The organism is Bacillus sp. Xin1 (genome assembly GCF_013314535.1).
In the GTDB taxonomy this organism is placed as follows: Bacteria; Bacillota; Bacilli; order Bacillales; family Bacillaceae_G; genus Bacillus_A.
Genome location: NZ_JABUAE010000007.1, coordinates 19,883 through 31,738 on the forward strand (window position 1 = coordinate 19,883; position 11,856 = coordinate 31,738).

The window sequence follows — 11,856 nt, forward strand, 5'->3', positions numbered from 1 at the left end:
TCCTGAATCAATTTAATCCTTCATATAATGAAAAGTTAACTGAGGGAGATGGCTCTATGCACTACTGATTATTAGCTCATCCCCATCATGATTTTATTCATCTTTATATGGTATAGAAGTAAATCCTAGTTGCTTATCAAATTTATTTAAAAAAGAAGTAGGTATTCCTTTAAGTGAACACGTTCAAAGAGAACGGGTAGAAGAAGCTAAAAAATTATTAACTTTGACTACATATCCTTTATCCGAAATCTGTACTTGGCTTAACTTTAATGATTAAAGTTATTTCACAAGAATTTTTAAGAAATTCACTGATACCACACCTAAACAATACCGTCAAAAATATGCTGTATTGTAATAATTAAAAAAGCTGCCCTATTAAAGGGCAGCTCCAAATATGTAGTTATACTTCAATACTTTTTCCATCTTCAACGATATGGTAAAGTAAGTGTGCTAAATGATGAATCGGACCATTTTCTTCCTCTTCTTCATCTGTTTCACCTTGGAATTCAAGGTCATTTAAGTACAGCGCTAAAAATTGATAGAATAATTTCAAATCAAATCCGTAGCAAGCACTTGGCTCTTCATGATCTCCTTCATATTGCAACATTAAGTATTGCTCGTTTCCTTCTGCATCTTCTGCATCAAAGAATACAAAGAAACCGACATTTGTATCTAAATCAAATAGATGACGAGTACCATTCTCTGTTGCTTTATTAAAATCCTCTTCACTTAACTTATGTACTGTTGTTGCTTTTGCATTGTCTTCTTGATGAAAGTTTACTGTAAATGATTTCAATGCTGACACCTCCTGATTGTATATCAGTAGCATAACAGATTAGGACAAATAATACAAAAATGGATCGCTGACAATTTTCAGCGATCCACCTAATTTCACTTTCGCAATACACGGAGTAATAGGCTGACAATGAAAATTAAAGCAATGGCACCAATTAATGCTGGAATAATTGCATACCCTCCAATAACCGGTCCAAACGTCCCCAATAACGATGTTCCAAGCCAAGAACCGATAATTCCAGCAATAATATTTCCAATTACACCACCAGGTATATCTTTACCAACAATTAAACTTGCTAGCCACCCTAAAATACCTCCGACAATTAAAGACCATATAAATGCCATATCATTACCTCCTTCATTTTACAAACCAAAAATAATGACAAAAAATTATTGCTTACCATTAGTTATGCTACTTTTTTATTGAGTTATACTATTAACTTACGGATAGTAGAAATACGATTATACTAAACGATTTAAAGTGACATTCCATCGCCAACAGCCCTTTTTTTAGAGAGATCATCCATATCTTTATTCTTTTATCTAATTATTCAAAATTGAGTTTAGGGGCACATGTATAATTCCACTGTAAAGGTACCTACAAAGCGAACGAATGTTTTGACATATTTCTTAATATTCAGTAAACTTAAAATGAGTATATGAAAGAGGGAACATAAATTGAATAATGTCGATTTGTTATTATTAAACCTATCAGAAGTAAGAAGACGAAGCATAAAAGTTTGGACAACTATTCCTGAGGAGAAATTAGATTGGAGACCAGATTCTGAGGCATTAAGTTGTAAAGAGATGATAAGGCATGTTTTGGAAGCTGAATACATTTATCTGCAAATATTAAGAAATCAAGGTAATACCCAAAATATAACGTCACCTTTTGAAGCAAAAGTATTTACATCTGTTAAAGACGAGCTACATTTTGCACAACCATACCATGAACTGTTTATTGATTTTGTCAGATCTTTATCAAATGAAGAATTAGAAAATATAAAAATAGATCGTTCAAACCTAACTGAACTTGGCTACACGGGCTATATTCGTTCTTTAGGTGACATGTTACTACGAATCGCGTATCATGAAGGTGTTCATATAGGACAAATATTAGATTATATGAGAACGATGCAGATAGACCGACCGGATATTTGGGACTAAAGTCCTTGATATTTACATATTTAAGGGAATAATTCTCTTTTAATTAAGCATACCATTGTATTTTCTAACACAGATTGTTCTTGCTTCTTCATGTATTCATATATACCATCTAAGAACAATCTGGTTTCAACATTGTTCTCATAAATTCTCTTTTAAACGCTTGATAGCTAAAATCAACAGCAATTCTTTGTACAGGTCTATTATCAAATCTTTTCAGTTCAGCAATCTTTCTAAAATCAGCTACACTTTGCCCTCTTGTTTCATCATTTGTTGTACTTATCCATACAGCAGACTTTTTATATTTAAAGATATTATCATTGATTAATGAAATGAACGGTAATAGATCATGAATGGGACTTCCACCAATCCCAGGGTATTCTTTTTTATAAAAGTTTTCATAATAAAAATCAATCATTGGTTTAATTAATTTTGCTTGATCTGTTCCTTTTTGATGAATAATATTTACCATTACAGGAGTAATAAGTGCCCGTTGTGTTACATTTAATGGATAGATACTCGCATTCTTCGCGTATTTCATGACAATATTAGTAGCAATTGGATCTCCGTAAAAATTAGCTTCTGATACTGGTGTAACATTACCTGGAAATAAAAATGCACCGCCCATTATATAATAAGAGCATACTTGGTCCATTACATCTGGATACAAAAGAAATAGTGTCGCAAGTGAAGTTAAACGTCCTGTCGCCACAATAATAATATCTTCTGGACATTGTTCAATAAGCTTAATGACTTCGCAAAAGTTTTCTCTTTCCGGCCCTCTCATTTTCGGTGGAATAATTGATCCCAAACCGTGATCTCCATGGATTTCTGGAAAAAATAAAGGATTTTCCGCCGTCAATGGTCGGCTTGCTCCTTTCATTATTTTTACCTTCGTAGCATAGTATTTCTCTAAAAAATAAACATTTTCAGTTACACTTTCTCTTGATACATTACCATAATCTGCTACAATCCCAAGGATATCGATATTGCATGTTTTATCAGCATAAATTAAAGCAACTGCATCATCGATACCAAAGTCTCCAAAAAAGATTATTTTTTTATTTACTCCTCTCACCCTCCTCGCCATATTCTACTATTATTATTATGTGGAAAAGACAAGGCTGTGAAACAGTTTAAAAGAAAAAACCACCTATTTATTGGTGGTTTCCAGCTTTTTATATGATAAATATGCTAACACATTCTTACTGTTCTCATACTTCGGGTTATTTCCTTTTCTCGGCTCCCTCGTATGTGTTTTTTCAAACCCAGGAATTTCAGGCATCTTCTCCAAAAATTCAACAATTTCTTTCTCAGTTCCCTCAATACGTACACGAATCATGATGACTACTCCTTAATTCTCATTTTCTCTGTAATAAGTATAACGTACTCGTGAGAGACTGCAATATAATTATCTTTTTAAAGTTGAAGTTTTCTGACACACAAAGAGTGCCATCTCAGTATAAAATGATTCTACTTGATTATTTTTACATTGTATGTTGAAAAACTCCTTCATTTCATTGGAAGTCTTCATCATACAATCTGTTAACTTTGAACGTGTTACCTGTGGTACGTTCATCATATTGCACCACCAATCAAAATCAAATTGTTTCTCAAATGTGTAACATGATTGCATTTGCAAACCCTTTTTCTCTAATAATGAAATCCATTCTGTTTTTTTCAGCGCCCGCCTATGGCTCGGATCTCGCTTTTTCTCAATAAAGTTATAAAATGTATCGTATTCATTATTTTCAGGAGCAACATTATCAATTAATATAAATAATCCATTTTCTTCTAACGTGCGATGTACTTCAAAAATAAATTGTGAAGGATTTGAGAAATGATGCGCTGCAATACGACACACAATTGTATCAAACGATTCATTAGAAAATGGTAAATCCTCTGCATTTCCAGCTACAAATGAAACATGATCATGCCCATTAGCATGAATGAATTCTTTTGCTTTCTCCAACATTTGTTCCGTTAAATCAAGAGCGACTACACTTTTGAATAATGGTGCTAGCCTATTCGCTACATGTCCACCACCTGTAGCAATATCAAGAAGACGAGTGTTTTTATGATTTTGCACTTGCTGAACTAAATATTGTAAATCTGATCCTTTTGCATGAATTTGACTTTTAACATACTTTTCAGCATTACTACCAAACTGAGTCTTTATAAGTTCTTCATTACTCATTCTGGATCATCTTCTTTCTACATATATTTACATATTCTTTTCAGCAAGAATATATAAATATCCTCTTTTAACTACATTCTGAAGAAATCTTTCACAAAGAAATTTCCCTTTATTCCTTCGATATTCAATGGACCAAGACTTCCATTCTATTCTCACTTTTTTCTCGTTTTATATATTCACATACATTTGTACGATATACTTGTACGGTACAAGGAAGCGACAGTATGAATACTTTGTTTACCATATTTTCTTCATACTCATCCATCCATTCCTTTGCCTCTACATAGTGATTCAAAATCAATGTATAGAAACTCCTAAATTCCATTTCTGTTTTATTCACTCCTATTTCTCTAAGCAATTCTTTACATAATAACGAGCGTCTATTAATAAAATGAGGAAAGTAATATGCATAAATCATTTCACGGCACTTTTCTCTAATCATTTCTTCAAATTTCATATGATATATTTCACTCCCTACATAGAACGCCCCTCTCATTCCCCCACTATACTCCCGTAAAAAATCTTCAATTGTATGATACTTATAATCTTCGTGTGTTTGATTCATATGTACCAAAACACCACTAGAATTCACAATATATTTAGGGGCTGTTATGTAATAATAGACAACCCAAAAACAAAGTTTTTCTATTATTTCCTCTTCTTGTTCCTGTAAAAACTGATCAAGCAATTTCTTGAAAAATTGTTGTATCATCAACTCGCCTCCCCTCATACATTTTAAATTTATCCCCGTTTACTTTCCAATGTGTAAAATTTGTTTTTAACCCTACAAAAGCAAATTTTTATCTAAATCAAACAGATTGAACTTTGATTATCAAACACGTAATATAGACTCTGACTCTAAAAAATAATGATTAACATATAGGAATGAAAAGGAGGATTTATATACGATTTTTCCTAATTTATAAGACGGAGAGGTTTTGTTATGTGGCGTAATAGAAATGTCTGGATTGTTCTTATCGGTGAATTCATTGCCGGACTCGGTTTGTGGCTTGGGATTCTTGGCAATCTAGAATTTATGCAGAAGTATGTACCTTCTGATTTTATGAAATCAATCATTTTATTTATTGGATTATTAGCAGGTGTTCTAGTTGGACCTATGGCGGGACGAGTAATTGATCAATATGAAAAAAGAAGGTTCTCCTTTACGCAGGCTTTGGCCGTGTTATCAGTGTGATTTTTATGTTTTTCGCTATTCAATATGAAAGTATTGCCTTTATGATCGCATTTATGATCGCCATTCAAATTTCGGCGGCCTTTTATTTCCCTGCTTTGCAGTCTGTGATCCCACTTATCGTTCGTGAGCATGAATTATTACAGATGAACGGTGTACATATGAATATCGGAACAATTGCTCGTATTGCTGGAACCTCCCTAGGTGGTGTTCTTCTTGTAGTGATGAGCTTACAGTATATGTACGCATTTTCAATGGCTGCCTACGCTTTATTATTCCTTTCGACTTTTTTCCTACAATTTGAGGATCGAAAATCAAATATATCAAGTAACAAAGCAGCGAAAGATAATAGTTTTATGGAAGTATTCAGGATATTAAAAGGGATCCCAGTAGCATTCCGTGCACTTATTTTAAGTATTATCCCCCTTTTATTTATCGCAGGTTTCAATTTAATGGTAATTAATATTAGCGAAATGCAACATGATCCTACAATAAAAGGATTTATTTATACAATTGAAGGGATAGCATTTATGTTAGGAGCCTTCGTTATTAAACGTTTATCCGAGCATTTCCCACCAGAAAAATTACTTTATTTCTTCGCCTTTTGTACTGCTGTTGCGCACCTCTCACTATTCTTTAGTGATGTAAAATGGATGGCACTTACATCGTTTGGTCTGTTTGGATTTAGTGTTGGCTGTTTCTTCCCGATTATGTCGACAATCTTCCAAACAAAAGTTGAAAAAAGCTACCACGGTCGGTTGTTCTCATTCCGTAATATGTTTGAAAGGGTTATGTTTCAAATTGTCTTACTTGGAACAGGTTTTTTCCTAGATACAATCGGGTTACAATATATGGTTCTTATCTTTGGTGTGATTTCGTTACTTATTATTGTTATGTCTCTATCAAAACAAAAACAAGCAAGTAAAAATGCTTCTCAAGTATCGAACATGTAAAATCCATCTCAACATTGAGATGGATTTTTCCTTTATTGTAAGAGTTGACCTAAGTCTCCGGTTGTTACATTCCCGCTATTGGCTTCATCGGTATCAATATGCATATCTAATGCGTACGTATCTTTTACACGAATTAATACTTGATTAAAAACCAATCCTCTGTCTCCTTCTACTTTAACACTTACATATTGTCCATCTTTTACTTGAAATTCCTCAGCATCTTGAGACGTCATATGGATATGACGCTCAGCGATGATTACACCTTTTTCAATTTTTAAAGATCCCTTTGGACCAATGAGAGTAATCCCTGGTGTTCCATCAATATTGCCTGATGCTCGAATCGGAGCATCTACTCCTAACTTACGTGCATCTGTTTTTGAAATTTCAACCTGTGTAAACTTCCGGATAGGACCAAGAATACGGACTTTCGAGATTTCCGCCTTTTCAGTCTGAATCGTTACTGTTTCTTTTGCTGCAAATTCCCCTGGTTGTGAAAGTTCTTTTGCAACCGTTAGCTCATACCCTTCCCCAAAAAGTTTTTCTAAATCTTCGTTTGTCACATGGATATGCCGATTTGATACACCAATTGGAATTTGTTTCACCTTAAACACCTCTTCATTATGTGGTAGTATTCATACTCTTTAGCCTTCCCTTCTTTTTCTTTTTACACAACTTCGTTTTGAATTCTGACCCAAAAGTGATAAAATGGAATTATGTGTTTTCAGAATAATAAAAGAATATAAAAACTACAACAACGAAAACACAGTTTTTAGGAGGGGTTTTGATGACTTATACGTTAGCAACTAGAATGAAAGTATTTCAATCTTCTATCTTTAGTGAACTAGCAGCTTATAAAAAAGAAAAAATTGCAGCAGGTCACAAAATGATTGATTTAAGTATCGGCAATCCAGATATGCCTCCTGCTGATATTGTAAGAGAAGCTATGATACATACAGCAAGCGGAAAAGAAAATTACGGTTATACTTTAACAGGTATTCAAGAATTTCACGAATCAGTAACTGAATATTACGATAACACTCACAATGTTACATTAGATCCAAACAAGGAAGTTTTATTATTGATGGGTTCCCAAGATGGACTTGTTCACTTACCTATGGTATTTGCAAATCCAGGTGACCTCATTTTAGTACCTGATCCTGGCTATACAGCATATGAAACAGGCATTCAAATGGCAGGTGCAAAACCTTACTTCATGCCTTTAAAGAAAGAAAATGCCTTTTTACCTAACTTACAAGACATCCCTGAGGAAATTGCTAAACAAGCAAAAATGATGATATTAAACTTCCCTGGAAATCCAGTTCCAGCAATGGCTCATGAAGATTTCTTCAAAGAAGTTATTACCTTCGCAAAACACCACAATGTCATTGTGGTACATGATTTTGCCTATGCTGAATTTTATTACGATGGAAAGAAACCAATCAGTTTCTTATCTGTTCCTGGCGCCAAAGAAGTTGGCGTTGAAATTAACTCCCTATCCAAAAGCTATAGCTTAGCTGGTAGCCGCATTGGTTATATGATTGGAAATGAAGAAATTGTAGGTGCACTAGCGCAATTTAAATCAAACACAGATTACGGCGTGTTCTTACCAATTCAAAAGGCTGCATCAGTTGCCTTGCGTCAAGGGGCTGAGTTCTGCGCAAAAAACCGCATCATCTACCAAGAACGTAGGGATACGTTAGTTGACGGATTTGCTTCTTTCGGATGGCATGTTGATAAACCAGCTGGCAGTATGTTCGTATGGGCCGAAATACCAAAAGGCTGGACTTCATTACAATTTGTTTATGCATTAATGGATCGTGCGCATGTTGTTGTAACCCCTGGCCATGCTTTTGGACCTCATGGTGAAGGTTTTGTTCGCATCGCACTTGTCCAAGATAAGGAAGTATTACAACAAGTTGTTGAAAATATTAAAAATAGTGGTATTTTCTCTCTCGAAAAAGCAGATGCATTAGTCAAAAATTAATTACAAATCCCCTGCCTATTTTTAGCAGGGGTTATTTTCACTTTTCCTTTGAAAATTAGGAGGTACATATGAATATGAAAAATATTAAAGACACTCTCCCCCACCGGCATCCATTTTTAATGATTGATAGAATCACAGAAATTGAAAATGAAAAATCCGTAAAAGGATACAAACTAATTACAAGTAACGAATGGTTTATAAATGAGCATCAAAACAGTATGCCTCATATGCTAATTGTAGAGGCACTTGCACAACTTGGAGCATTCGTAGGCACAAGTGAGTCGAACGGATTAGGATTTCTCTCCTCATTAGACGGTGTAACATTTAATGGCACTGCTATACCTGGTGATAAGCTAGATTTACAATATGAAGTTTTGCGGAATAAACGAGGGTTTATTCTCGGAAAAGGAATCGCCTCTGTAAATGGTGAACCAATTGTTATAGTTGAGAAGTTATTAGTTTACATCAGTAAATAAAGAGTCAATGATATATATTTGTTTCTTATAATTACACAATGATAAGGGGTACAAAAATGAAGAGCGCCGTTGGTATTGATGCTGGAGGAACATTAACAAAAATCGCTTATTTTAATGAAGACAATACACTACATTTTGAAAAATTTTACTCCCACGAACAAAATAAGATTAAAAATTGGTTACATAGCAATACATATATTCGTAAATTATCTATAACTGGTGGTAAAGCTGAGCAATTACACACATTATTTTCAGGAGAATATCAAATAGAGTCCCTCCCTGAATTCGAAGCTACGCTTGCAGGTGTTCATTATCTCATTGATGAAGAAAAGCATTCCATAACTAACTTTGTTTTAACAAATATCGGTACAGGAACATCCATTCACTATGTTGATAACAAACAATACACTCGTGCTGGTGGAACTGGTGTTGGTGGAGGAACGATCATGGGATTAGCAAAACTATTAACAAATGTCGATCGCTTTGAAGAAGTCATCAAGCACGCAAAACTAGGATCACGGCAAAATCTCGATATAACCGTTGGAGATATTTATAGTGGAATTCTATCTCCTATTGATAATACTTTAACAGCTAGCAATTTTGGAAAAGCCGCTATCCATGAATCTGATGGTAACCACTCCGATTTACTCGCTACTCTTCAAGGTCTTGTTGGCGAAGTAGTCACTGCGCTTAGCCTTCAGTTTGCAGAAACAAAAAATCTGGATCATATCGTTTATATTGGATCTACACTATCCAATAATACACACCTACAAGAAATTATAGGTAGCTATACTGTGTACCAAAATAAAAAACCTATTTTCTTACAAGATCTTGGTTTTAGCGGGGCGATTGGCGCTTTATTGAGGATGGCAAAATAAATGAATAATAAAGAAAGGAGCCTCTGTGAAAGAAAAAACATTAATCAGAATTGAAAAAGATATCAAAAATCATGACTTAGGAAACGCTAGAGATCGACTTCATGGCTTAATTCAGGCTTACCCTGAAGACCTTTCACTTCGAAAAAAATTAGGCGATATTTATTTCCGCCTGCAATATCCAACAATGGCCGGACGCTATTGGTATCTCGAAGAAAACAAAACACCTGAAATGCTTCAAGCATGCCAACAATTTGAAAAATCGATGGACAATAGTCCCAATGAGATTGTAAGAGCTCTAAAATTTAAAGGTGATTCTGCGATAATTAATAACCTTTCCTTACAATATAATAACCCTACTATACAAAGTCGTGTAGTCGAACAAATTGTCCAAGGACCTGAAGAAAATTGGAAAGATAACTTAGTTCACTTTGGATGTATTTCTATAATAGCGGTAATATTTGTTTGTACTTGTATTGGTCTATATACTATTTTCAATTGGTTATTTTCATAATATATGATTCAATACAAAACCCTTACTTTTATCAAAAAGCAAGGGTTTTGTACTAAGACTTACAAAGGAAAGAAACTCACTAAAATGCATATCATTAAAAAAGAAAAGAACCAATTTTTTTGTTCCTTTTGTACGTCTTCTTGAACTAAAGCGTCTGTTACTTTAAGCACAATTCTTCACAATGTGTTTTGTTAATTACATCAAAAATAGACGATGCCTTATTTTAAAGCGTCGTACCTGTTAGCTAAATATTTGATTGCTGTGTATTATTTGGCATACTTCTACACCAACTAATAACAAATAAATGATTGAATTTGTCGTAAGCTTATTCCAGAATAAACCCATCTAAATCCAGTCCAAATGTAGCCTGAGACAGAGTTTCGACCAACAAATATTGGATAAAACCAAAATTGCTGAAAGCCTCTCAGCCATACATACGTGTATCTGAATAAACATCTTGCAATACCGCCTGGATCAACTGCATATGCTTCTACTTGTTGTGCGGGAACAAAAGATGGCGGTGGTGAAGTTGGCGGTCCAGCCACTGAACCTTGACCAGGTGGTGCGAACGGAAATTGTCTTTCATCAAGGGTTACATGGTAATAATTCTCCTCTCGGAATGGAGTTGAAGATAAATAAGCTTCCTGACCATATGGATTGTTGTAATACAGAGGTATATGACTAAGATACATAAAATGCACTCCTTTTCTTTTTAATCTCACATCATCATATTCTTTAGTCATTGACCTATAAACTTGTTCTCTCATAAATATATATTTATCTATAAAATAGCTATTTCTTAATAATCACCCCTGTAAACCTTACAAAATTGTTAGCTCTTACCTGGTTTTATGGAACAATGGAGCTCTTACTCTCACTATATATCACATTTTCCTAACCTCTTATGGGCATCCACACAGTCATGTAGGTTTTGACCTACATATTGTACACAAAGTAATTACCTACTGTTTTCGGAAGATTATTGGTACACCGCCTACCTTAAATCGATGGAGGTATAAAAATGATAAATTTTAATTCTTTTCATGGGACCGTCACCATGATTAATGATTTCATTGTAGGGCAAAATGCCGAAGGAGAAGGCTGCTATAAATTAATGTCTGTAGAAAACGGATTAGGGAATATAGTAAATTTCGTCGTTTCACCCACAACTTACTTTGTAGACCATGTAGTGGTGTCAGTAGGAGATAAAGTGACTGGATACTATGATGGGAATGCACCTGTTCCTCTTATTTACCCGCCACAATACCGAGCACTTGTAATGGTAAAAGATAGCCCTTATCAGAATGTAAAAGTAGATTATTTTGATAGTCAACTGATAAGTAGTGATGGACGATTACGATTAAATATATCTCCATATACCCAAATAGTATTAACAAATGGGCAACCCTACTCAAGAAACCCTACGAACCGAAATCTAATTGTTATCTATGGACCTACCGCAAAAAGTATCCCGGCCCAAACCACACCCTATAGAATCATAGTTTGGTGTTAAAGGTTATTATAGAAAATGTCTGTTTCGCAAATAGTTGTTCTAATACAAAAAACTCGTCCGTTTTTGACGAGTTTTTTGCTTTATGGCGGGGTCCAGAAACTTCATACGAAGTATGTTCCTTATTTTGGCTTTTAAAAGAAAAGATTGAACTACTATTATAAAAGGCTTTTTCAATTAACCTGCCCCGTTAGCA

At 34.4% G+C, this 11,856-nt stretch carries 14 protein-coding genes and 2 pseudogenes; 8 read left to right on the forward strand and 8 right to left on the reverse strand.

Annotation, left to right across the window (positions count from 1 at the left end):
- Nucleotides 1–124: 124 nt before the first annotated feature.
- Nucleotides 125–355 (forward strand): annotated as a pseudogene (locus tag HRG09_RS09335) (helix-turn-helix domain-containing protein); the annotation flags it as partial.
- A gap of 45 nt (nucleotides 356–400) precedes the next feature.
- Here HRG09_RS09335 and HRG09_RS09340 read toward each other — a convergent pair.
- Nucleotides 401–796 (reverse strand): cytosolic protein, encoded by a 396-nt coding sequence (locus HRG09_RS09340; RefSeq protein WP_174100535.1) that lies wholly within the window; start codon nucleotides 794–796, stop codon nucleotides 401–403.
- Nucleotides 797–891: 95 nt separating this feature from the next.
- The gene (locus HRG09_RS09345) at nucleotides 892–1,140 is read right to left on the reverse strand and encodes a GlsB/YeaQ/YmgE family stress response membrane protein (RefSeq protein ID WP_174100536.1); all 249 of its coding nucleotides are present in this window, start codon (nucleotides 1,138–1,140) and stop codon (nucleotides 892–894) included.
- A 333-nt stretch (nucleotides 1,141–1,473) separates the two neighbouring features.
- Between HRG09_RS09345 and HRG09_RS09350 the strand changes: the two genes are divergently transcribed.
- Nucleotides 1,474–1,962, forward strand: a complete 489-nt coding sequence (locus HRG09_RS09350) for a DinB family protein (RefSeq protein WP_174100537.1) — start codon at nucleotides 1,474–1,476, stop codon at nucleotides 1,960–1,962.
- Between the two features lie 109 nt (nucleotides 1,963–2,071).
- Here HRG09_RS09350 and HRG09_RS09355 read toward each other — a convergent pair whose 3' ends face one another.
- From HRG09_RS09355 to HRG09_RS09370, 4 genes are all read right to left on the reverse strand, one after another.
- Entirely contained in the window at nucleotides 2,072–3,037 is a 966-nt protein-coding gene (locus tag HRG09_RS09355) for a nucleoside hydrolase (RefSeq protein WP_174100538.1), read from the reverse strand.
- 75 nt (nucleotides 3,038–3,112) lie between these two features.
- Nucleotides 3,113–3,301 carry a YvzF family protein gene (locus tag HRG09_RS09360; protein ID WP_174100539.1) on the reverse strand — a complete coding sequence of 63 codons (189 nt, stop codon included), beginning with the start codon at nucleotides 3,299–3,301 and terminating at the stop codon, nucleotides 3,113–3,115.
- Between the two features lie 69 nt (nucleotides 3,302–3,370).
- Nucleotides 3,371–4,156: a class I SAM-dependent methyltransferase gene (locus tag HRG09_RS09365; protein ID WP_174100540.1), complete on the reverse strand. Its 786-nt coding sequence runs from the start codon at nucleotides 4,154–4,156 to the stop codon at nucleotides 3,371–3,373.
- A 124-nt stretch (nucleotides 4,157–4,280) separates the two neighbouring features.
- A complete protein-coding gene (locus tag HRG09_RS09370) occupies nucleotides 4,281–4,868 on the reverse strand; it encodes a hypothetical protein (RefSeq protein ID WP_174100541.1) in 588 nt (195 codons plus the stop codon).
- A 231-nt stretch (nucleotides 4,869–5,099) separates the two neighbouring features.
- Here HRG09_RS09370 and HRG09_RS09375 point away from each other — a divergent pair.
- A pseudogene (locus HRG09_RS09375) lies at nucleotides 5,100–6,301 on the forward strand (MFS transporter).
- A 32-nt stretch (nucleotides 6,302–6,333) separates the two neighbouring features.
- On the opposite strand, the gene pduL reads toward HRG09_RS09375, so the two are convergent.
- Nucleotides 6,334–6,903 (reverse strand): phosphate propanoyltransferase, encoded by a 570-nt coding sequence (gene pduL, locus HRG09_RS09380; RefSeq protein ID WP_174100542.1) that lies wholly within the window; start codon nucleotides 6,901–6,903, stop codon nucleotides 6,334–6,336.
- Nucleotides 6,904–7,085: 182 nt separating this feature from the next.
- Between pduL and HRG09_RS09385 the strand changes: the two genes are divergently transcribed.
- From HRG09_RS09385 to HRG09_RS09400, 4 genes are all read left to right on the forward strand, one after another.
- A complete protein-coding gene (locus HRG09_RS09385; protein WP_174100543.1) occupies nucleotides 7,086–8,285 on the forward strand; it encodes an LL-diaminopimelate aminotransferase in 1,200 nt (399 codons plus the stop codon).
- Nucleotides 8,286–8,353: 68 nt separating this feature from the next.
- On the forward strand, nucleotides 8,354–8,761 hold the full coding sequence (locus HRG09_RS09390; protein ID WP_174100544.1) for a 3-hydroxyacyl-ACP dehydratase FabZ family protein: 408 nt from the start codon (nucleotides 8,354–8,356) through the stop codon (nucleotides 8,759–8,761).
- A gap of 56 nt (nucleotides 8,762–8,817) precedes the next feature.
- Nucleotides 8,818–9,639 carry a type II pantothenate kinase gene (gene coaW / locus HRG09_RS09395; protein WP_174100545.1) on the forward strand — a complete coding sequence of 274 codons (822 nt, stop codon included), beginning with the start codon at nucleotides 8,818–8,820 and terminating at the stop codon, nucleotides 9,637–9,639.
- A 25-nt stretch (nucleotides 9,640–9,664) separates the two neighbouring features.
- Nucleotides 9,665–10,150: a DUF6584 family protein gene (locus HRG09_RS09400; RefSeq protein WP_174100546.1), complete on the forward strand. Its 486-nt coding sequence runs from the start codon at nucleotides 9,665–9,667 to the stop codon at nucleotides 10,148–10,150.
- A gap of 290 nt (nucleotides 10,151–10,440) precedes the next feature.
- On the opposite strand, the gene HRG09_RS09405 is transcribed toward HRG09_RS09400, so the two are convergent.
- Nucleotides 10,441–10,842 carry a hypothetical protein gene (locus tag HRG09_RS09405; RefSeq protein ID WP_174100547.1) on the reverse strand — a complete coding sequence of 134 codons (402 nt, stop codon included), beginning with the start codon at nucleotides 10,840–10,842 and terminating at the stop codon, nucleotides 10,441–10,443.
- Nucleotides 10,843–11,171: 329 nt separating this feature from the next.
- On the opposite strand from HRG09_RS09405, the gene HRG09_RS09410 reads away from it, so the two are divergent.
- A complete protein-coding gene (locus tag HRG09_RS09410) occupies nucleotides 11,172–11,663 on the forward strand; it encodes a hypothetical protein (RefSeq protein WP_174100548.1) in 492 nt (163 codons plus the stop codon).
- The last annotated feature ends 193 nt before the right edge of the window (nucleotides 11,664–11,856 follow it).

Excerpts from the sequence above, each read along its gene's own strand:
- HRG09_RS09345 (WP_174100536.1), bottom strand. The coding sequence starts at position 1,140 with ATGGCATTTATATGGTCTTTAATTGTCGGAGGTATTTTAGGGTGGCTA.
- HRG09_RS09360 (WP_174100539.1), bottom strand. The coding sequence starts at position 3,301 with ATGATTCGTGTACGTATTGAGGGAACTGAGAAAGAAATTGTTGAATTT.
- coaW (WP_174100545.1), top strand. The coding sequence starts at position 8,818 with ATGAAGAGCGCCGTTGGTATTGATGCTGGAGGAACATTAACAAAAATC.
- HRG09_RS09390 (WP_174100544.1), top strand. The coding sequence starts at position 8,354 with ATGAATATGAAAAATATTAAAGACACTCTCCCCCACCGGCATCCATTT.
- HRG09_RS09410 (WP_174100548.1), top strand. The coding sequence starts at position 11,172 with ATGATAAATTTTAATTCTTTTCATGGGACCGTCACCATGATTAATGAT.
- HRG09_RS09370 (WP_174100541.1), bottom strand. The coding sequence starts at position 4,868 with ATGATACAACAATTTTTCAAGAAATTGCTTGATCAGTTTTTACAGGAA.
- HRG09_RS09385 (WP_174100543.1), top strand. The coding sequence starts at position 7,086 with ATGACTTATACGTTAGCAACTAGAATGAAAGTATTTCAATCTTCTATC.
- HRG09_RS09405 (WP_174100547.1), bottom strand. The coding sequence starts at position 10,842 with ATGTATCTTAGTCATATACCTCTGTATTACAACAATCCATATGGTCAG.
- HRG09_RS09365 (WP_174100540.1), bottom strand. The coding sequence starts at position 4,156 with ATGAGTAATGAAGAACTTATAAAGACTCAGTTTGGTAGTAATGCTGAA.